This is a genomic window from Dyadobacter sp. SRI_021 (genome assembly GCF_057586235.1).
Window position 1 is genome coordinate 542,886 of record NZ_JBYCZM010000004.1, and the last position, 20,549, is coordinate 563,434.

Below are 20,549 nucleotides of genomic sequence, written 5' to 3' on the forward strand. Positions count from 1 at the left end.
ATGAAAGTTGTTTTTAGCACACTGTTTACAGTTCTGGTCGCGGCGTTTGGATCACAAGCACAAACTTTTACCGAAGAGACTAATCAGTACAGAAATCATTACAAAGAGGAGTTCCTGCACTCGGAAAACTCACCGCTCAAAGCAGCGGATTTATCGTATTTGCAGTTCTATGAGCCCGATTCCACCTACCGCGTGGTGGCCCATTTTGAGAAAGCGAAAGGCAAATCCTTCGAAATGCCGACTTACAGCGGAATGAACAAGACCTACGTTAAGTACGGGGTACTGAAATTCAAGGTAAATGGCCGCAGACAAAAACTGACAGTGTACCGCAGCCTCAGCCTGCAACAACTTGCCAAATACAAGGATTATCTTTTTGTCCCTTTCAAAGACAAAACCAACGGCTCTGAAACTTACGGCGGCGGCCGCTACCTCGACCTGAAAACAACTGATCTGAAAGACGGAACCTGTGTGCTCGACTTCAACAAAGCATACAACCCTTATTGTGCATACAGTACCGGCTACAACTGCCCGATCCCACCGCTGAACAATCACCTGGCCATCGCGGTCACAGCCGGGGAAAAGAATTTCACCAAGCATCACCAGGAGGCGAGCATTAAATAGCCGCTCACAAAAAAGGCCCGACTTTTCAGCCGGGCCTTTTTTGTGAATGCCTTCGATCAGGCTTTCAATATTTCCTTTTGCTTCAAAATCCGCTCGAAAACCTTGATATCGTGCTCGGAAGTGAAAATATTAAACGGCAAATGCAGGAATTGTCCTTTTGAGATAACCAGTACATAGGCATCCTTGTCCTTGTAACCATCCAGGATCTGCTCCCATTTCATTACACTTCCCTCTTTCTGGTTAAGTTTCATGAGAATCTGGCGGTTGTCGATCTCATAAGAAAACTTCTCGAACATCGGCTTATACTGTGCGAGCTGGGTGATGCCGGTGAACTGGATCAGCCAGAACAGCACATAAAGGATAGAAGCAACCACAACGGTGATATAAATCCACAAATTAGGATAAATGCCTGTGAGGCTGATCACCGCATTGATCAGGATCAGGGCCACAGGTACGAGTACCCATTTAAGCTGCGTCTTGAAAAAATAACGCATGGCCAGGGAAATGTATTTTTGGGTAGGTAAGGCGTACTTCTTGGTACGAACCGCAGCCGGGTTCGTAGGCATTTGATAGACGGGCTGGTGTTTGTTTACCGAAACTTTGGCCATAACTCTGTTTAAATTAACGATCTTCTTCTTTGCGACGGCCGCTCAAAAACGTGGTCCGGGCAAAATGAAGTGCAAAGTTAGAAAAAAGCTCCCGAGATATGAGAAAGGTCTTCAAATAAAAAACTGTTATGAAAATTTGGTGTAATTTGTCTTTACTAACTGCGTTGAACATTTGAAAACTGCCGTTTTGAAGCCATATTCGGCAACTGATCATTGATAAAAGACTATCCTAAGCTACATGAGTTTCCTTTTTCCGTCCTTCCTGTGGGGTTTGCTGGCGATATCGGTTCCGATTGCCGTACACATTTTCAATTTCAGGCGGACAAAAAGGGTGTACTTTACCAATGTCGCATTTCTGAAAGCGGTTGAAACGCAGACCAAATCCATCCGCCAGATCAAGCACTGGCTCGTGATGGCCGCGCGGATACTGGCCATTGCCTGCCTTGCGTTCGCTTTCTCACAGCCATTCATTCCCGCCGAAAGCGATGTGGCGGTCGACAAGCGCGGTATTACCAGCTTGTATCTGGACAATTCGCTCAGCATGGAAAGCGAGCTGAACAACAAGCGCTACCTGGACATCGCCACCGGCCGGTTAGGTGATCTTTTAGGGCTTTTCAAAAACGCGACCTCGCTGCAACTGGTAACTAACGATTTTTCGGCTCAGGAACAGGGCCTGTACCCTGCCGAAAAGCTGCGCGACCGCCTTACAACCATCGGGCTATCGGGCACACCGCGCACGCTCGAACAGGTATACAAGCGCCAGGAAAATCTTATGGCGCGCCATTCCCAAACGGGTAAAAACCAGCTTTTCTGGTTCTCGGACTTTCAGAAAAGCACCGCTGGGGACCTTTCGGCAATTCAAACCGATTCGACTAACCAGATCTTCCTTGTGCCGGTGCAGGCAGAAGCTGAAAAGAATGTATTTGTTGACTCCGCCTGGCTGAACACACCGTTTATCCGCGAGCTTCAAAACAATATACTATTCGTAAAAGTAAGTAACTCCGGCAACCGAGAGGCGCGGAACGTAGTACTCAGGCTGAGCCTGGATAATACCCAGGCGTCGACGGCGTCTGTCAATGTACCGGCAAACGGCAGCGCGACGGCCAAGTTCAACTTCAATCTGAAAGGAAAGGGCTACAAAAAAGGGCAGATCACGTTCGACGACTTCCCCGTTACTTTTGATAACGACTATTATTTTGTCCTGAACGCCTCACCGCTGATTCGCGTGCTGCATGTGTACGGGCAAAAGCCGGAAGGGAACTACATCGAGAACGTTTACGCGAACGATAGCCTTTTTACACTCCAAAGTTACAGCGCGCAGAATGTGGATCCGGGCCTGATCAAAAATTCGGATCTGGTGGTACTGGAAGGAGTAACCCAGCTCTCGGGTACCCTGCCGCAGGATTTGCAGGATTTCGTGCGGCAAGGCGGCAGTCTTGCGATCATCCCTCCCGCTGCACCGGCGGCGGACAGTTATGGACGTTTCCTAAGTGCATTGGGCATTAACGGAATTACTTCGGAAAAAGCCCTGGCTCCGCTCACACTCGCCGTGCCCGACCGCAACAACCCGTTTTTCAGCGATGTTTTCGAAGAATCGATGCGCCAGGAAATGAACCTTAACCTGCCCAATGCGTTGCCTGTTTGGAGCTGGGCGAGCGCGGGACAACAGTTACTTACCCTGCGCAATGGACAGACTTATCTTAACCAAGTATTGACGGGCTCCGGCAAAACCTACCTATTCGCGGCGCCTTTTAACCAGGAAAACGGGAATGTGGCCCAGCATGCTATATTTGTGCCGGTGATGTACAAAATCGCCGCCTCGAGCGTAAGGCAGCAGCGCACCTCTTTTACTTTTGATGAAAATCCGATCAGTCTCACAGTCGATAAACCAAAGCCCAACTCTGTTTATAAATTAAGACGGAATAAAACCGAGATTATCCCCGTGCAGCGCGTGGCCGGCAACCAGCTTTTGCTCGAAATCCCCCAGGGTGACCAGGCGGCCGACGGGCTCACGGCTGGCTACTTCGAACTGGTGCTCGACAACAAAATCGAACAGATCATCGCCCTGAACCACAACCATGCAGAATCCAAGCTGCAATACTACTCCCCCGACGAGCTGCGGGCTGCCTTTTCCGGAAAAAAGAACATCCAGGTCTTCGACCGTATCGACGACGATGCCTTCTCCACCGCGTTCCAGCAGCAGAATATGGGGACTAATCTTTGGAAGTTCTTCCTTTACGCTGCATTGTTCTTTCTGCTTGTGGAAATCGGGTTGATCAGATTTATGAAATAGTAATTATCGTGTGACGATTTAGCGGTTTTTACCTCCGCGGGGCAATGTGTAAATTTGGGGAATCAAAAGCGCACCACTATGAAAACACCTTCTCAAAACAAATCCGTCAGAAAACACGGCAATTTCGTTGAGTCTTCTTATCCTGATCTTGAAGAAACATCGGTTCGCCAATTCAACGAACCCGGTTTCACTTATGCCCGTCTTGACCCCTCTAAACACGGGCGTGTGATTTGTGAGGACCTTACGCCTGAAGAAGAGGCCATGGCCAATGATCCCGATATAAAGCCCTTTTCATACGTTTCGGATTCCGTGGAATATGTAAGAAGAATCCGCCGCGATTTCAGATGCTAGGATGCTTTTACTGGATACGAATATCCTCATTGATTATCTGAGGGGAAAGCAGCCCGCTATCGAATTCATTGATTGTACAGGTAAGCCACGCTTGGCCGTCAATACGGTTGTCGTGCTGGAACTTTATAATGGCTGTCTCAACAAAGCGGAGCTTGCAAAAATCAAGCGTCTGCTGAATGGCTTCAATCATCTTGAAGTCATTGCGCAGGCAGCTATGTACATCGGTCAAAGTTTTGCATTGTCTCACTCGGTAACTGCTTCGGATGCATTAATCGCTGCGACGGCACTCGTTTACAATCTCGAACTGCGCACGGCAAACCTGAAAGATTTCAGAATGATTCCAGGCCTAAAAGTGTCGAACGCGTTACAGTAATGGCACTTTTAAAAAGTCGATACCCGACCTTCTGACTATTGCTGACGGAGATTTAACAACATCCCTTTCATCTCACAGGTTTTTAAACCAATTTTGCGGGAAAATATCATTTCATAAATGCTTTCATCCCGAATAGGAATCCTTGGTGGCGGGCAGCTGGGGCTTATGCTGCTCCAAGCCGCTGTGGACTGGAACCTCGATATTCATGTACTCGACCCGGACGCTGAAGCACCGTGCCGGAAAATAGCGCCTCATTTCACGCAGGGATCGCTACAAGACTTTGATACGGTATATAACTTTGGCAAAAACCTCGACGTCATTACCATTGAAATAGAAAAGGTAAATGTGGAGGCGCTCGAGGTGCTGGAAAAAGAAGGAAAAAAGGTCTATCCGCAGCCTTCCGTGATCCGCCAGATACAAGACAAACGCATTCAAAAGCAGTTTTACGCAGAAAAACTGCTTCCTACCGCGGAATTTATACTGACAGAAAACCGCGACGATGTTTCCAACTACATTTCATTTCTTCCTGCATTTCATAAACTCGGGAAAGACGGCTACGATGGCCGCGGAGTGCAGCGCCTGACGTCGGCCAGCGACCTCGACAAGGCATTCGACAAGCCAGGGTTGTTGGAAAAAGCGGTCCCGTTTGAAAAAGAACTGGCAGTGATTGTAGCGCGTAATGCCAATGGGGAAGTAGAAACATTCCCGACCGTGGAAATGGTATTCCATCCCGAGCATAACCTGGTAGAATACCTTTTTGCACCAGCAGAAATTAGTGACGAAGTAAATGCCAAGGCGCAGGAAATTGCCCGCAAAACGGCCGAAGCGTTCCAGATTGTGGGATTGCTGGCAGTAGAGCTATTTCTTACACCCGACGGTGAAGTACTGATCAACGAAGTGGCCCCGCGGCCACACAACAGTGGTCACCATACGATACGCGCCAATGCGACTTCGCAATACGAGCAACATTGGCGGGCGGTCCTCAATCTGCCGCTCGGCAGCACGCATGCCTACGGGCCGTCAGCAATGGTGAACTTGCTGGGCGAGGATGGCTATGAAGGGCCGGCAGTGTACGAAGGAATGGAGAAGTTGTTGGCCACGCCCCAGGTGTTTCCGTTCCTTTACTGGAAAGCGATCACCAAGCCATTCCGCAAAATGGGTCATATCACGATTATGGACACGAATATCGCTTCGCTGAAAGCCAAAGCGGATTTTGTCAGAAACAATATTAAAGTAATCAGTCACAAAACGAAGTAAGACAGACCAATGGTAGGGATTATCATGGGCAGCCTTTCGGATAGAAAGGTAATGCAACTTGCCGCAGACGCATTGGCGGAACTCGGTATTTCATTTGAAATGGAAATCGTATCGGCGCACCGCACGCCTGAGCGCATGCTCGAATACGCAGCATCGGCGCGTAGCCGGGGATTGCGGGTGATCATCGCAGGCGCAGGCGGGGCCGCTCATTTGCCAGGGATGGTAGCTTCCCTGACATCCCTTCCGGTTATCGGCGTCCCGGTCTTGTCGAGTAACTCGATAGATGGTTGGGATTCGGTGCTTTCCATTCTGCAAATGCCAGCTGGTGTTCCGGTTGCGACAGTAGCACTGGACGGTGCGAGAAATGCCGGAATCCTCGCTGCGCAGATCATCGGAGCGAGCGATGCCGAGGTCGCAAAAAGGCTTGATGTATTCAAAGAGAGCCTGAAAGAGAAAGTTGCGGTGATGAACGAGGAATTGAAAAATCAACTTGGAAACTAGGTTGTCTTTATTATTTTCGTAGAAAATTAACTCCACTAAAAAATAGAATCCGGCCAGGTTATGGAAGACGAATTCCCGAAAAAAAGAAATATACGTCCCACTGAAAAGTCGAATCTGCCCATTGTCACATTGCTCGTGTTGGTGTTGCTGGTACTAGCGATGCTCTACGTTGGCTACGAATATATTTCTGACAGCTCTTCCAGCTCCGAAGAACTTACGTCGGTGGTCGTCGATTCGACGCTCGAAGAAAGTGCCACCGAACCGGTAAGCGACGAACCGGTACCTGCCGACGAGTCTGTTGAAAACACCAAGCCTGAATCGGGTAAGGAAAAGACCGAAGAACCTAAAAAGGAAGAGAAACCTTCCATTTCGGCTTCATCCATCGGTGGAGAGCAAATCACACATACCGTTCAGAGTGGTGAAACATTTTCGAGCATTGCCTCTCGCTACAACCTCAAAACGGAAACCTTACAAGGCCTTAATTCTTCCGTCTCTGAAGTAAAAGCAGGTGTTACCAAATTGAAAGTACAGGTAAAAGCGGTTCATACCGTCGGTCCTGGCGATGTACTTCGCGTGGTGGCCAACAAATATGGCATTACCAAGGAAGCGCTGATGAAAGCCAATGGTAAAACCCGCGACTTCTCCGAAAGAGGGGAAAAACTGATCATCCCTTTCCCGGATAAAAAATAAGATTTCAATATTGCAAAAACAAAGAATCCCGGAGCTGACTGCCCCGGGATTTTCTTTGCACTGAATTGAAGGGTTTAATGCTAGTTGTTGAAGCCCCGACCGCCACCCCCGCCGGGACCACGACCTCCACCCGGGTAGCCCATTCCTCCGTCGAAATCACGTCTTCTGAAATTACCGTCGTTGTTAGAAGGCATCTTGCCGAAGTTTCTCAAAGTATAAGTGAATGTGAGCATAGCGTATTGTGTGAGCACGCGGTTGGTAACGTCCTGCACGTAAGTCTCGGTAACATTACGGGTAATGCTGTTGTTCTGTTTCAAAATATCGAAAACCGTCAGTTTCAGCTCCCCTGCATTGTTTTTAAGAAATTTCTTGCCGATGCTGGCGTTCCAGAGCGTAAAATTCTGATTATAGCCTGCACCCAACCCCCGGTATGACTGATTGTTGATATCACTTTGCAAGACAAATCCTTTTCCAAAAATCCAGTTGACGCGGCCAGTGATGCCCTGCGTGTAATAGTTGTTATTCAGATTAGGCTGGATACTGTTGCGCACCACATTATAATTACCTGAATAGGACACTGTAAAGTCGAGCTTGTCGCTGATATTGCTGCTCACCACCAGGCCTTGCGAAATCGCGTAAGTATTAGAATAGTTAGGCACATTGTTGATCATACCTGGTGACCGCACATAGTTGAAACCTGTCGTCACGTTCAAATTCAGCTTCAATGGGGCGATCGGCTTTCCGTAGGCGAAGAACGAGCGTGCGTTCCAGCTCCCATCCACGTTGATCGGCGCGGTAAATTTGGCGCCTCTTTCCAGGAACAGGCCATTGGGTAATGTCTCAGGTTTCTGCGCGATGTAAGTCGAATTAACAATCGCATTGTTGGTCTGCGTTACGAAAATCATCGCATTAAGGCTGTAAGGTCTCTTCGCGCCTGCCAGCGAGTAGCGAACGTTGATCATATTGCGGTATTCCTGTTTCAGGTCGGGATTCCCGGCTGTGAGCGACAACGGGTTGCTGTTATCGACCACATTCTGCAACTGTGAAATCGACGGCTGACTGGTCGAGCTTCGGAAAAATGCCCGGAATTGTGCGCCTTCTTTCGAACGGTAGTTCACCATAAAATTGGGCAGAATATTGGTAAATGACTGATCGACTTTGTTGTTAACCGGCGCCATTTGCTGGCTGTACAAGCCGGTATTCTGAAAATCAAGCCCCAGATTGGCCGACCAGCTGTTTTTTCGGTAACGGTATCCCAAGCCGGCGCGATTGGTAATGTAGCGGTTATCAAAATTGTTAGTCAAAAGCGAATCCAGATCGGAATATGTGCCATCGTCATAGCTCATATTATAAGTATCCTTATTCGAATTGCTATTCTGTATTGTGAGTCCATAGTTGAACTGCAACTGGCCCGTGGTGCTGATCGGCTCGGTATACACCAGGTTTCCGCCTAATGTAATACCATCCGAATGCGTGAAACTACGCTGATCGATCGTATCGCCCCGCATAACGGTGTCCCCCAATGCCAGGTTATCAAAATAGGTATTTCTCGAATACAGGTCACGACGGCCGTTCTTATCGTTCACTTGTGTATTGAAATTGAATGAAACCGTGCGGCCCTTTTTCTCAAATGCATGACGGAACAGAATGTCGTTCGAGAAGTTGTAACCCTTGTTGGCATTGCCCTGGCTGTTATCCGAGCTGTTGACATTGCTGCCGTCGGAAGCCAATGTTGTGAGCCCGGCTTTCACACTTCCGGAATGATTATCCTGGAAACTCAATCGCGGCGTGATAATGAGCGAATTTTTAGGATCAATATTGTACTCGATCCGGAAGTTCAGCCGGTGATTGGAATTGGTGGTATTGGTCCGGCTGTTTTCATTGTAAAACTGGTTGCCGGCTCCGCCTTGCAGAAAATACTCCTGCGAAAGGCCCTGCACATTGCTATTACTTGTTCTGTTAAAGAAATAGCTGCCGCTAACGTCGAGTTTCTTGCCTATTTTATTGGAATAGTTCAAACCGAACGAGTTGGTACCGGTGATACCGCTCTGGTTGCCCACCAGGAAATTACCGGCTGAGCCTCCACCACCACGGTTACCTCCACCTCCGCCGCCGGACACACCCAGCAGATCCTGGCTGGAAAAATTCTGATTGTTGATGTTATTGCTCAGCCCGATGAGGGATATACGCTGGTTACCCTTGAAAAAGCTTACGTTTCCACCGGCTTGATAGCGGTCGTCGAGACCGTATCCGGCGAAAACTTTGCCAAACTGCCCCATCCGTTTATCGGCCTTGGTGACGATATTGATCGTTTTCTGCGCATTTCCATCGTCGAAGCCGGTAAATTGCGCCTGGTCGCTGAGCTTATCGAATACCTCGATTTTATCTACAACTTCTGCGGGAAGGTTTTTCAGGGTTAATGCGGCATCGTCTCCGAAGAATGGCTTTCCATCCACCAAAACTTTATTAACCGTCTCTCCATGAGCCGTTACAGTTCCATTTGTGACGGTAATACCAGGCATTTTCTGGATAAGGTCTTCGGTCGTAGCATCTGGATTGGTTTTAAATGCAGCCGCATTGAATTGCGTGGTATCACCTTTCTGTTCCATGGCAGTCACCTGCCCTATCACTTTCACCTCTTTCAGGTTTGCAACCGCTTCGGTAAGGGTAATAATCCCCAGATTTTCGACATCCTTGGTAACCGTTATGGTCCGGGAGAAATCTTTATAACTTAAATAGGAAACCTTCACCAGATAAGAAACTTGTTTGGCAAGTCCGGTAAAAGTGAATTTCCCGTTTACATCCGTCGTCACATATTCCGGCTTGGCATCGGGGGTGTTGCGGCTCACGGCCACATAAGCGCCTACCACTGCTTCACGCGTCACGCTATCGACAACGCTGCCGGTAATCTGTGCATTCTGTGCGAAAGCCGGGGCAGCAAAACCGGCGAGCAAAAGGACGATGAATGTAAATCTGTTCATGACTTGTAAAGGTTTATTGCTGGTTAGAGCTCCCTTTGCTACCAAAGTTTAATGCATTCCGGCAATAAACCTTTACAATCGACAGTATTGGATATTTTAATAGACCAACGGGTATTTTTCGCCGACGAAAAGGCTGTCGGTTATCGGCCGTCGGCGGTCAACTATTTCAACCACTCTCCCAACAAACCCTTATAGCTCGCCAAAAACCGCTCATAAGCCTTTTCCAGCGCGGGTAGCGCCTCTGCAAGCGTACTCGTATCGTCCGATTTGAGCCGCCATTCGGCATCTCGTGCAATTTCCGCGACCTGTGAAACGCCTACCGTGCCTCCGCTTCCCTTTAATGTGTGCAGGTTACTTTTCACGGTTTTGATATCTCCGGCTTTATAAGCCTCCAGAGCACCTGCCACGAGTTCATTGGATTCACTGACAAAATCCTCGAACACCGACCACACCAGATCGGCACCGCCGATACCGGCAAGCTGGTCAATGATTTCCTTGTCGAGCACCGGCACCATTGCCTCTTGTGCAATTTCCTTCTGCTTTTGTTCGAGTTTACGGTTTTCCATATTGCCCATCAACTCCTTCACCTTCTGCACGAGCGTCTGCGCACGTATGGGTTTGGCAATGTAGTCGTCCATACCCTGGCTCATAAACCGGTCGCGGTCCTCTTTCATAGAGTAGGCCGTCATGGCAACAATCGGCGGCAAACCTTTTGAGAAGCGCTTTTTCAGTTCCTGGGTCGTTTCTACCCCGTCCATATCCGGCATTTGAATATCCATAAAAATGATATCGTAGCCCTTCCCGTCGGAATGGTACCGTTTCTCCACCATTTCGATAGCCTTGAACCCGCTTTCGGCCAGATCGGTTTCGCAGCCCGATTTTTTAAGGATTTCATTCGCCACTTTCCTGTTCACCGCATTGTCATCAACAAGCAGGATCAGCGGGTGGTAATCGGTAAACACATCTTCGATCGGTGTTTCTTCCTGCTGCGTGATGGTGCTCACCTGGGCGATCGAGGTTTCCTTGGTTTCGAAAGTAAACCAGAATGTGCTTCCCTCTCCCAGGGTCGACTCCACGCCGATTTCCCCGTTCATCAGTGCGCAAAGCTGTTTGGAAATAGCCAGGCCAAGCCCGGTACCGCCAAACGATTTGCGCGAGGAGTTGTCCAGCTGGGTAAATGAAGTAAACAGAATCTGCTTGTCGGTTGCACTGATACCGATCCCTGAATCCTGCACTTCCACTTTGATTTTGTGGAATAGGCCTTCTTTTTTCTCTAATGTGAGCAGCACCTTCACAGATCCGTTCTCCGTGAATTTCAATGCATTAGAGGTGAGATTGGACATAATCTGCAATAGCCTGGTCTGATCTGCGATGATGAATTTCGGAATGTCGGGCCCGATATGATAGGTGAGCGTATTGCCCTTGCTTTTGGCGGTTTGCCCAAAAAGTGAAACCAGTTTGAGCAGTAATTCTTCCACCGCAATGGGTGCCTCGTGCAGCTCCATTTTGCCCGCTTCAATTTTCGAAAGGTCGAGAATATCGTTCAGGATGTTCAGCAGCGTTTCCGACGACCGTTTGATGGTCAGGACATAATCCTTTTGCTCGGCATTCAGCGGCGTCTCACCCAACAGGTCGATCATCCCGATCACCCCATTCATTGGCGTTCGGATTTCATGGCTCATATTGGCCAAAAAACCTTCTTTCACCTTCAAGGAGCGCTCGGCATGTTCTTTGGCTTTCAATAGTTCGAGCTCGTTTCGTTTCAGCTCGGTAATGTCTCGGGCGAGCACAGCCACCTCGGTCGGTTTGCCTTTGTCGTTGGTAAACATCAGCATGTTGATCATAAACTGACGCTCCGTGCCGTCCTTTCGGTACATTGTAATTTCAAAATTCCGGAGGCTTTTCGTCTTCCGGAGCCGGATCAATGCAGAATGAATGCGCTTTTTATCCGCGAAAAACTCGGTAACCTTGTGCCCGATCACTTCCTCAGGCAAGTACCCCAGTCGTTTAAGCACCGACTGGCTGATCATCGTGATTTCGCCCAGGCGGTTGATACGGCAATAAATATCCTGCAAGTTTTCGAAAATGCCCCTGAAAAGCTCCTCACTATGCCTCAGCGAAAGCTCGGCTTCCTTTCTACGCGTAATGTCGCGGGCGATACCGGACACCTCCTCGATCACGCCGTCGGCATAATGGATCGGGTTCAGGTAAAATTCCAGCCACATTTCGCCGGCATCTTTCCGGTCGATTTTGAATTCGAAATACTGCGGCTCGCCGCGTAGCGCCTGCCGGTACTTGGTTTCCAGCGTCCGGCGGTTACTGTTGCCGACCATCCGCCACCCGAACTTCTCCGCACTGGATTGGAGCGACGGCCTCACACCCAGCTGATTATGAATCAGATCGGCATAATTCCGGTTAAAGGAGGTCAGTTGCAGTGATTTATTCACCGACCAAATCAAATGTGAACTGCTATCGAAAATCGCATTCAGGCGCGCGAGGTACTTGCTCAGCTCTTCTTCACTTTGCTTGCGCGCGATCGCCATCGCTACCTGCCCGGAAATGAATTCCAGCAATTCGAGGTCGCGTGTATCGAACATATTAGGATCATCGTAGGATTTCACCCCGATAATCCCGGTCACCCGGTCGCCTATACGCAGGGGGACGCACAGGAGAACTTTCGGCGTGACGCCGTACAGATACAAGCTGTTCGTCTTGGCCAGCTTCTCAATATCTTTATCGGAAAGGAATAATGGCTTGTTGGAAGCAATCGCATACTCTGTAAGACCATTACCTAGCTTCCGTTTGGTAAACCGGACATTCCCTTTGAAATACTGATCTACATAATACGGGAAGTAAATATAGCTTTTGCTGGGGTCGTACAGCGCGATGAAGAAATTCCGCACGTCGATGATCTTGCCTAGTTCATCGTGAATGCCATGGTAAAATTCATCGAGATTCTGGGTATTGACCGTCCAGTTGGCAATACTGTAATACAGGTTTTGCGCCTTTTCTGCCCTGATTTTCTCTGTAAAATCATTTAGAATACAACGGAATGCGGTCGGTTTACCATTGTCGAAACGGCAGTTCACGCTACCGGCAACAAATACCTTTTTCCCATCCCGATTCATGAAAACCGCTTCGAAACTCGGGTTGGCAATTCCTTGTTCGATCAGTTTCAACTGTTCGAGCGCCTCTTCCCTGTGCTGGGGGTGTAAAATATCCTCCATCCGCATGGAAGCGATTTCGTCCAGTCCGTAACCCAGTACTTCGCGCCAGGCTTTGTTGACAAATATGAATTTACCATCGATCGCTACCAATTGGATCAGATCGCTGGTGTTATCCACCAGATCCTGCAATTGCGAATTGGATTTGGCAATGGCCGATTCCATTCTCCTGCGACGGGTGATGTCATCGCCGACGAGCGTAATGCATTCTACCTCTTCATTTTCCTGATGCATCAGCACCGAATTGATCGAGAAGGTACGCAGCGTCCCTTTCTGAGCGAGGAACGGTACTTCCCGCTGTTCAAGTTTGCGTTTTCCCTGAATTCCCTCTTCGAGCATTTGCCTTACCTCGTGCTCCTCTTCCTTCGGGATCAGCTTATCGAATATACTGAAACCAACGAGGTCAGACTCATGCCAGCCGGTTTTCATCAGGGCATGCGGGCTTACACTACGAATCGTAAAATCAGGTGAAAAGGTAATTCCGATCAGGTTTAAATGCTGAAGTGTGTGGTGAATAGTCTGCCAGTCGGTCTGGGATAAAATCAGTTCCATGGGTCCCGGTACAATCGCACTTTTAAGTTTCCTTCCAATTCTTTATTCGATAAATCTACGAATTAAGACGTAATTTTGGCTTGTGAAAATGAATTATAAAAAACCGGATGATTCCAAAGTGCGGGCTAAAAAGCATCTGGGCCAGCACTTTTTGAAAGATTTGAATATTGCCCAACGCATCGTCGACGGACTCTCTGGCCACGGTGGCTATGATCGTGTCCTGGAAATCGGGCCAGGAATGGGCGTTCTTACCCAATTTCTTTTACCCAAAACCAGCTTTATTACCCATGTTATCGAGATCGACACCGAATCGGTCGCTTATCTTGAAAAGCATTATCCGGAACTCTCGCCACGCATTATCGCAGGTGATTTCCTGAAATTCAACCCGGGCGACTACTTTACCGACAAGTTCGCAATCATCGGAAATTTCCCTTACAACATTTCGTCCCAGATATTTTTCCGTGCCCTGGAAATCCGCGACCGTATTCCGGAGATTGTTTGTATGCTGCAAAAGGAAGTCGCCCAGCGGATTGCATCACCTCCAGGAAACAAGGACTACGGTATTCTGAGCGTGCTCCTGCAAGCTTTTTATGACATCGACTACCTCGTGTCGGTACCTCCCGGCGCGTTCGATCCCCCTCCGAAAGTGCAATCGGGAGTAATAAGGCTCCGCCGGAACGCAGTAGCGGCACTCGAATGCGATGAAAAGCTGTTTTTCAGGATGGTGAAAACGGCGTTCAACCAGCGGCGCAAAACTTTGCGCAATGCACTGAAACCGGTAGGCGAAATACCGGACCATCCGTTGCTCAACAAGCGGGCCGAACAGTTGAGTGTTCAGGACTTCGTTACGTTGACGTTACTTGCCCAGAATACACAGGCGACGAACTAAACCTTCTCTGAGATAGTATATTCAATAAGCTAAAAGCATTTCGCCAATCGCTAAAAGCTCATTACCATGACGTTCGAATTAACCCAGCAATACGTAGACCACATTCAGGAACTGATTGAAAAAGAGGACTCTGCGGCCATCCGGTCGGAAATGGAAAACCTCTTTGCTGCGGATATTACCAGCTTGTTGTCCGAGCTGGAAACGGAAAGCGCGAAATTCCTGGTTAATCAGCTGAACGTCGAAACCGGTGCGGCGATCCTTGCTGATATGGACCGGGGCGAGCGCAGGGACTTTCTGAAAGCCTTTACCTCGGAGGAAATATCCAAATTCGTCAACCTGTTCGACTCCGACGACGCCGTGGATTTGCTTAACGAGCAGCCCATTCGCGTCCGTGAAGAAGTGATCGCGTTGCTCGAAGACCGCGAACAAGCCCGGTTTATCCTCGACCTGCTGCATTACGATGAAGATGTGGCCGGTGGTCTGATGCAGAAGGAGCTTGTAAAAGCGAACGAAAACTGGACGGTAAACCAATGTATTGAAGAGCTGCGCACACAGGCCGAGGACGTAGAGAAGGTATATGCGGTGTATGTGGTGGATGATTTTGGCAAGCTGCTGGGCATTCTTTCCCTGAAAAGGATCGTGCTGGCGCACAAGAATACCAAAATCGAGAGCCTGTATGACAAAGACGTTATTTTCGTCGAAACCTACCGCCCCGCCGAGGAAGTGGCCGAACTCATGCGGCGCTATGACCTCGACGCATTGCCGGTTGTGAATGTCCAGGGAAAACTGCTCGGCCGCATAACGATTGATGATATTGTCGATGTGATTACCGACCAGGCGAGTTCGGATACCCTGGCTATGGCAGGTATTACCGGAGATGTGGAGGAAGACGACAGCATCTGGCAGCAAACCAAGGCACGTTTACCATGGCTGCTCGTGGGTATGATGGGGGGAATCCTTGCCGCGAAATTTATCAGCTTTTTTGAAGGCGACCTCAAAATCATTCCTGCTATGGCCGCATTTATTCCTATCATCGGTTCGACCGGCGGAAATGTGGGGATACAGACTTCCTCGATCATTCTACAAGGACTTGCAGATAAAACCGGTATTGATACCACATTAGGTCAGCGTCTGATCAGAATGTTCGCCGTAGCTTTTATTAATGGGCTCATAATCAGCGCTATCGTTTTCGGATTTAATATGCTGATTGGAAATGATGTGCAGCTGGCATTAGTCGTTTCAACCGCGTTGATGTCGGTGGTGTTTCTTGCCTCCTTTATGGGAACATTAACACCGATTCTACTTGAAAAGATAGGGATTAATCCGGCAGTAGCATCCGGACCGTTCATCACCACAGCCAATGACCTGATCGGTTACGGTGTGTATTTTGGTCTAGCCCATTTACTGCTGAAACTATAATCTGAACGCCATTAGCATTCACTTAGACTGATCGGGATATTCACCGCAAGTCCGCCTTCGGATGTTTCCTTGTATCGGTTATTCATGTCCAATGCGGTCTGCCACATGGTTTTGACCACATTGTCCAGAGAAACTTTCGCATTTCCCGGATTGCTTTGCAATGCGAGCTGAGAAGCCGTAATTGCCTTGATCGCTCCCATAGTGTTCCGTTCGATGCAAGGGATTTGAACCAATCCAGCCACCGGATCGCACGTGAGCCCGAGGTGGTGTTCCATCGCAATTTCCGCTGCCATCAGGCATTGCTCCACAGTTCCGCCGGAAACCTGCGCAAGCCCGGCCGCAGCCATTGCCGACGATACGCCGATCTCAGCCTGGCACCCGCCCATCGCCGCCGAAATTGTCGCCCCTTTTTTGAAAATACTCCCGATTTCCCCCGCTGTAAGCAGGAACCTGAAAATATCCTCTTCCGTACCACCACAGAATGTGACATGAAATTGCAGTACAGCCGGTATAACCCCCGCCGCACCATTCGTGGGAGCCGTAACCACACGGCTGTAAGAAGCATTTTGCTCATTTACGGCCAACGCGAAGCAACTTACCCAATCGAGCGTATAATTGAAACCCGAACCGTTGCTGCGGATCTGTTCTATCCATTCGTCACAACTCGTGCAGGCATAGCCTTTTAATAATTTTTGGTTCAATTCGGCAGCTCTGCGCTGTACATTCAGACCACCTGGCAACACACCTCTGTGCTGACAACCCAGGAAAATACTGTCCTGCATTACACGCCAGATATTCAGCAGATCTTTCCGGATAGTCGCGTCATTCCGCCAGACTCGCTCGTTGTCCAGCACCAGTTCCCAGATCGCCTTGCCGGTAACGCGGTGCCATTCCAGCAAATCCGACGCGTCATCGACCGGGTAGGGAATTTCCGATAGTACCGCTCCACCTGCTGCCTCCCTGCCCTCCTGGATCACAAAACCACCGCCTATCGAATAATAGGTTTCCTCCAATATCTGCCCATCGGTACAAACAGCTGTGAAAGCTACCCCATTAGGATGAAACGGAAGCGATTCTGTTTTATGAAACACCACGTCCGTTTTGGGATTGAAATGAATTTGCATTTCGCCATGCAGCCGGATCGACTCGCTGGCTGCTATATCCGCGAGAATACGGTCAATCGAACTCGTTTCGATCGTAACAGGATCGTAGCCGCTCAACCCAAGGATAACTGCAATGTCGGTACCATGCCCCTTGCCTGTTTTAGCCAACGAGCCATACAAATGCACGGTCACGTTCTTAACACTTCGCAGCAAACCTTTCTCTTTCACGACCTCCAAAAACTGCTGCGCCGCCCGCCACGGGCCTAATGTATGAGAACTCGACGGGCCTATGCCTATCTTGAAAATGTCAAAAACGGAAATGCGTTCTGATGTCATGAAGTGGGGATATTCGAAAAAGAGACTACTTCTTAACCTGTCGGTTTTGAAGTTTAGGTGGAAGTGGCGCTTTACTGAGCATTTTTTTCGCCTTGGCAGCTTTTTCGGGAAATAAATCGATATCCACATACTTGTCTAATTCCGGATTGTATCTGCCCGTATAAGTGTCAGACGATGTGTCCATCTCTGTTAATATTCGTCTCACCATCTTAACAATTTCCATAACTTCAAAAGAGTTTTGATACAAGAAATGCTTCGTAATTTACATTTTTTTCGAACGGACACCAAGCTCCACGACAATATCCCCACACCTCATAATTTTGGCTTATCGTTTCGAGGTTGTTACTAATAATGACTCTGTATAACCTATTTCTAGTCGCTGTGCTTCCATTAATATACACAGAAACATCCGGATTCTTCGAAAGAAACGTTACCGTGATTTTGATAACCGTAGCCAAGACTGTTTCCATATCTCCATTGTCAGTTATAACAAGGTCATCAAAGTCGAAGCCGTCGTCTTTGCTATCGCCAAAACCTAAATTCGCTATATTGTTCCGGATCATTTGAAATTTAACCATTTTCGTCACATTCCCATGCTTTCCCTTGCTGACGAACAGGTAAACCTCGCGAGGGATGGCATATTCAAATTCATAATGCGGGCGTTCCATAAAAGATGAAGTGTGTATGTCAACTTTTATATCTAAGCGCCTAACACTTCGATTTACTCCGCTAAAAACACAACAGGTCACACATCCGTTGACCCATCGGCTTTTACCAGTCGTTGCAATCCATTTTCAAAGATTACGCAGTATTTTTGCGACCATTCGAAAGAAACCAATACATAAATTTATGATTGCAGTAATCCAGCGTGTGAGCAGCGCTTCGGTCACCATTGAAGGAGAAGTAAAAGGTGAAATCAAAACGGGCTTTATGGTGCTGCTCGGCATTACACATTCCGATCTGCCGGAGGATATTGAGTGGTTGGGGAAGAAGATCGTCGGGCTGCGGGTATTCAATGACGAAGAAGGGAAGATGAACCTGGATTTGAAAACCGTAAAAGGCGACATTCTGCTGATCAGCCAGTTTACATTACATGCAAGTACAAAAAAAGGTAACCGGCCATCCTTCATCGAAGCGGCAAAGCCTGATATCGCCATCCCGATGTATGAAAAAATGATTGCGTTCCTGGAAGCAGAACTGGGCAAACCTATTCAGACCGGCGAATTTGGTGCGGATATGAAGGTCTCACTGCTCAATGACGGCCCGGTAACAATAGTAATAGATTCAAAAAACAGAATCTGAAAGTATCCATATAGGCGCCATTGCCCCATTCAATCATTCAGTTATTCAGTCATTCAAAATTAAACATGACCATCCAGGAAGCACAGGAACAAGTCGATCAATGGATCAAAACTTACGGCGTAAGGTATTTTTCGGAACTGACCAACATGGCAATCCTGACTGAGGAAGTGGGCGAGCTCGCGCGCATCATGGCGCGTACGTACGGCGACCAGTCGTTCAAGAAATCGGATTTGGGAAAAGACCTCGGCGATGAGATGGCTGATGTGCTATGGGTGCTGATCTGCCTTGCCAATCAGACCGGCATTAACCTCACCGAGGCATTCGAAAAGAACCTGGTCAAGAAAACCGACCGTGACAAGGACCGCCACAAGCAGAACGAGAAACTACAATAGGCTGTAAACAGAACAAGCCCGGAAATCCGGGCCTGCTCTGTTATCTATTTTTCCGAAATGATAATATTACATATCCAGTAACAGACGCATCGGATCTTCGAGCAACTGCTTCACGCGAACCAGGAAGCTTACCGAATCCTTACCGTCTATCGTGCGGTGGTCGTACGACAACGCTACATACATGATCGGGCGAACCACGATCTGACCATCTACCACTACCGGGCGCTCAACGATATTGTGCATACCGAGGATCGCAGATTGCGGTGCATTGATGATCGGCGTCGAAAGCATCGATCCGAATGTACCGCCGTTAGTGATTGTGAAAGTACCGCCCGACATTTCGTCAAGGCCTAGTTTACCGTCACGTGCACGAACCGCCAAACGAACGATTTCCTTTTCGATCGCGGCAAATGAAAGTGTTTCAGCATTGCGGATAACCGGTACCACAAGTCCACGCGGTGTCGAAACAGCCACCGAGATATCTGCGAAATCGTTGTAAACCAGCTCTTCGCCATCGATTTGGGCATTGATAACCGGGAAGTCTTTCAACGCAACGGTTACCGCCTTCACGAAGAACGACATAAAGCCAAGGCCCACCTCGTGTTTTTCTTTGAATTTATCCTTGAATTTAGCACGCAAATCCATCACCGGCTTCATATCCACTTCATTGAAAGTGGTCAGCATGGCCGTTTCATTTTTCACCGCTACAAGGCGGCGAGCAATTGTCTTGCGCAATGATGACATCTTCTCGCGACGCGATGCACGTGCGCCCGCGGGAGCAGGAGCTGGTGCAGCGGCAGGGGCCGGAGCAGCAGGTTTAGTCGCGGCAGGAGCGGCAGCAGGAGCAGCTTTTTCAGCTTTCAATGCATCGTCTTTCATGATTTTGCCTCCTGAACCGGAACCGTTCACGTCTTTCGGATCGATTCCCTTTTCCGCCAGGATTTTCGCAGCTACGGGAGAAGCGTGTTTCTCGCTGTAAGCCTTGTCAGCAGGAGCGGCGGCAGCCGGTGCCGATGTTTGCGGAGCTGCCGGAGCCGCGGAAGGAGCGCCCGCTGTCTGGGCGATCGTGCAGATCACCGCACCAATCGGCAGCGTCTCACCTTCTTTCCCTACAATCGTCAATATACCAGCAGCCTCAGCGGGAAGCTCAAATGTTGCTTTGTCCGATTCCAGTTCGCACAGGATTTCATCCACAGCCACATAGTCACCATCTTTTTTGCTCCAAGAAGCAATGGTTACTTCGCTGATAGACTCTCCTACCGCAGGAACTTTCATTTCATAAACCTGGCCGGTTGCCGCAGCAGGCACCGCTGCCGGAGCTTCGGCTTTCGCAGGTTCAGCTGCCGGAGCTGGCGCAGCAGGAGCCGCAGCTGCCGGAGCCGTTTCTTTCGGAGCGGCGCCATTAGCCGCTTCGATGGTCGCAATCAGGTCGCCGATATTGAGCGTATCTCCTTCCTGCGCTTTAATATGCAATATTCCTTCTGCTTCCGCGGTAAGTTCAAATGTTGCTTTATCCGAATCCAGCCCGCAGATCACCTCGTCCATCTTCACAAAATCGCCATCATTTTTGAACCAGTTTCCTATCGTAACCTCAGTAATCGACTCGCCAACGGGCGGTACTTTTATTTCAATTTCAGCCATTTTATGTGCAATCTTG

Annotated in this window: 18 protein-coding genes; 11 read left to right on the plus strand and 7 right to left on the minus strand. The window is 48.8% G+C overall.

Annotation, left to right across the window (positions count from 1 at the left end; translation table 11 throughout):
• A complete protein-coding gene (locus AC2YIT_RS15230) occupies positions 1-621 on the plus strand; it encodes a DUF1684 domain-containing protein (protein ID WP_430845546.1) in 621 nt (206 codons plus the stop codon).
• Between the two features lie 56 nt (positions 622-677).
• Here the strand turns inward: AC2YIT_RS15230 and AC2YIT_RS15235 are convergent, their stop codons facing one another.
• Positions 678-1,229 carry a YcxB family protein gene (locus AC2YIT_RS15235; RefSeq protein ID WP_430845545.1) on the minus strand — a complete coding sequence of 184 codons (552 nt, stop codon included), beginning with the start codon at positions 1,227-1,229 and terminating at the stop codon, positions 678-680.
• A gap of 238 nt (positions 1,230-1,467) precedes the next feature.
• Here AC2YIT_RS15235 and AC2YIT_RS15240 point away from each other — a divergent pair, with 238 nt between their 5' ends.
• The 6 genes from AC2YIT_RS15240 (at position 1,468) to AC2YIT_RS15265 (ending at position 6,694) form a co-directional block, all read left to right on the plus strand.
• On the plus strand, positions 1,468-3,522 hold the full coding sequence (locus tag AC2YIT_RS15240; RefSeq protein WP_487279714.1) for a BatA domain-containing protein: 2,055 nt from the start codon (positions 1,468-1,470) through the stop codon (positions 3,520-3,522).
• Positions 3,523-3,600: 78 nt separating this feature from the next.
• The gene (locus tag AC2YIT_RS15245; protein WP_487279715.1) at positions 3,601-3,873 is read left to right on the plus strand and encodes a hypothetical protein; all 273 of its coding nucleotides are present in this window, start codon (positions 3,601-3,603) and stop codon (positions 3,871-3,873) included.
• Between the two features lies 1 nt (position 3,874).
• Positions 3,875-4,246 (plus strand): PIN domain-containing protein, encoded by a 372-nt coding sequence (locus AC2YIT_RS15250; protein WP_487279716.1) that lies wholly within the window; start codon positions 3,875-3,877, stop codon positions 4,244-4,246.
• A gap of 117 nt (positions 4,247-4,363) precedes the next feature.
• Positions 4,364-5,503: a 5-(carboxyamino)imidazole ribonucleotide synthase gene (locus AC2YIT_RS15255; RefSeq protein WP_487279717.1), complete on the plus strand. Its 1,140-nt coding sequence runs from the start codon at positions 4,364-4,366 to the stop codon at positions 5,501-5,503.
• 9 nt (positions 5,504-5,512) lie between these two features.
• Positions 5,513-6,004, plus strand: coding sequence for a 5-(carboxyamino)imidazole ribonucleotide mutase (gene purE, locus AC2YIT_RS15260; protein WP_430845540.1), 492 nt, complete (start codon positions 5,513-5,515; stop codon positions 6,002-6,004).
• Between the two features lie 60 nt (positions 6,005-6,064).
• Entirely contained in the window at positions 6,065-6,694 is a 630-nt protein-coding gene (locus AC2YIT_RS15265) for a LysM peptidoglycan-binding domain-containing protein (protein ID WP_487279718.1), read from the plus strand.
• A gap of 80 nt (positions 6,695-6,774) precedes the next feature.
• Here the strand turns inward: AC2YIT_RS15265 and AC2YIT_RS15270 are convergent, their stop codons facing one another.
• Positions 6,775-9,675, minus strand: a complete 2,901-nt coding sequence (locus AC2YIT_RS15270; RefSeq protein ID WP_487279719.1) for a TonB-dependent receptor domain-containing protein — start codon at positions 9,673-9,675, stop codon at positions 6,775-6,777.
• Positions 9,676-9,836: 161 nt separating this feature from the next.
• Positions 9,837-13,451, minus strand: a complete 3,615-nt coding sequence (locus AC2YIT_RS15275; RefSeq protein ID WP_430845537.1) for a PAS domain S-box protein — start codon at positions 13,449-13,451, stop codon at positions 9,837-9,839.
• 88 nt (positions 13,452-13,539) lie between these two features.
• Here AC2YIT_RS15275 and rsmA point away from each other — a divergent pair, with 88 nt between their 5' ends.
• A complete protein-coding gene (rsmA, locus tag AC2YIT_RS15280; protein WP_430845536.1) occupies positions 13,540-14,340 on the plus strand; it encodes a 16S rRNA (adenine(1518)-N(6)/adenine(1519)-N(6))-dimethyltransferase RsmA in 801 nt (266 codons plus the stop codon).
• Between the two features lie 66 nt (positions 14,341-14,406).
• Positions 14,407-15,759, plus strand: coding sequence for a magnesium transporter (gene mgtE / locus AC2YIT_RS15285; RefSeq protein ID WP_430845535.1), 1,353 nt, complete (start codon positions 14,407-14,409; stop codon positions 15,757-15,759).
• 11 nt (positions 15,760-15,770) lie between these two features.
• Here mgtE and AC2YIT_RS15290 read toward each other — a convergent pair whose 3' ends face one another.
• The 3 genes from AC2YIT_RS15290 to AC2YIT_RS15300 are packed head-to-tail and all read right to left on the minus strand — an operon-like array spanning position 15,771 to position 17,866.
• The gene (locus tag AC2YIT_RS15290) at positions 15,771-17,198 is read right to left on the minus strand and encodes an L-serine ammonia-lyase (RefSeq protein WP_487279720.1); all 1,428 of its coding nucleotides are present in this window, start codon (positions 17,196-17,198) and stop codon (positions 15,771-15,773) included.
• A 25-nt stretch (positions 17,199-17,223) separates the two neighbouring features.
• Entirely contained in the window at positions 17,224-17,421 is a 198-nt protein-coding gene (locus AC2YIT_RS15295) for a hypothetical protein (RefSeq protein WP_487279721.1), read from the minus strand.
• 4 nt (positions 17,422-17,425) lie between these two features.
• Positions 17,426-17,866 carry a DUF6934 family protein gene (locus AC2YIT_RS15300; RefSeq protein WP_487279722.1) on the minus strand — a complete coding sequence of 147 codons (441 nt, stop codon included), beginning with the start codon at positions 17,864-17,866 and terminating at the stop codon, positions 17,426-17,428.
• Positions 17,867-18,047: 181 nt separating this feature from the next.
• Here AC2YIT_RS15300 and dtd point away from each other — a divergent pair, with 181 nt between their 5' ends.
• Positions 18,048-18,500: a D-aminoacyl-tRNA deacylase gene (gene dtd / locus AC2YIT_RS15305; RefSeq protein WP_487279723.1), complete on the plus strand. Its 453-nt coding sequence runs from the start codon at positions 18,048-18,050 to the stop codon at positions 18,498-18,500.
• A 65-nt stretch (positions 18,501-18,565) separates the two neighbouring features.
• On the plus strand, positions 18,566-18,892 hold the full coding sequence (locus tag AC2YIT_RS15310) for a nucleotide pyrophosphohydrolase (RefSeq protein ID WP_487279724.1): 327 nt from the start codon (positions 18,566-18,568) through the stop codon (positions 18,890-18,892).
• 66 nt (positions 18,893-18,958) lie between these two features.
• On the opposite strand, the gene odhB is transcribed toward AC2YIT_RS15310, so the two are convergent.
• Positions 18,959-20,533, minus strand: a complete 1,575-nt coding sequence (gene odhB, locus AC2YIT_RS15315; protein WP_487279725.1) for a 2-oxoglutarate dehydrogenase complex dihydrolipoyllysine-residue succinyltransferase — start codon at positions 20,531-20,533, stop codon at positions 18,959-18,961.
• Positions 20,534-20,549: the final 16 nt, after the last annotated feature.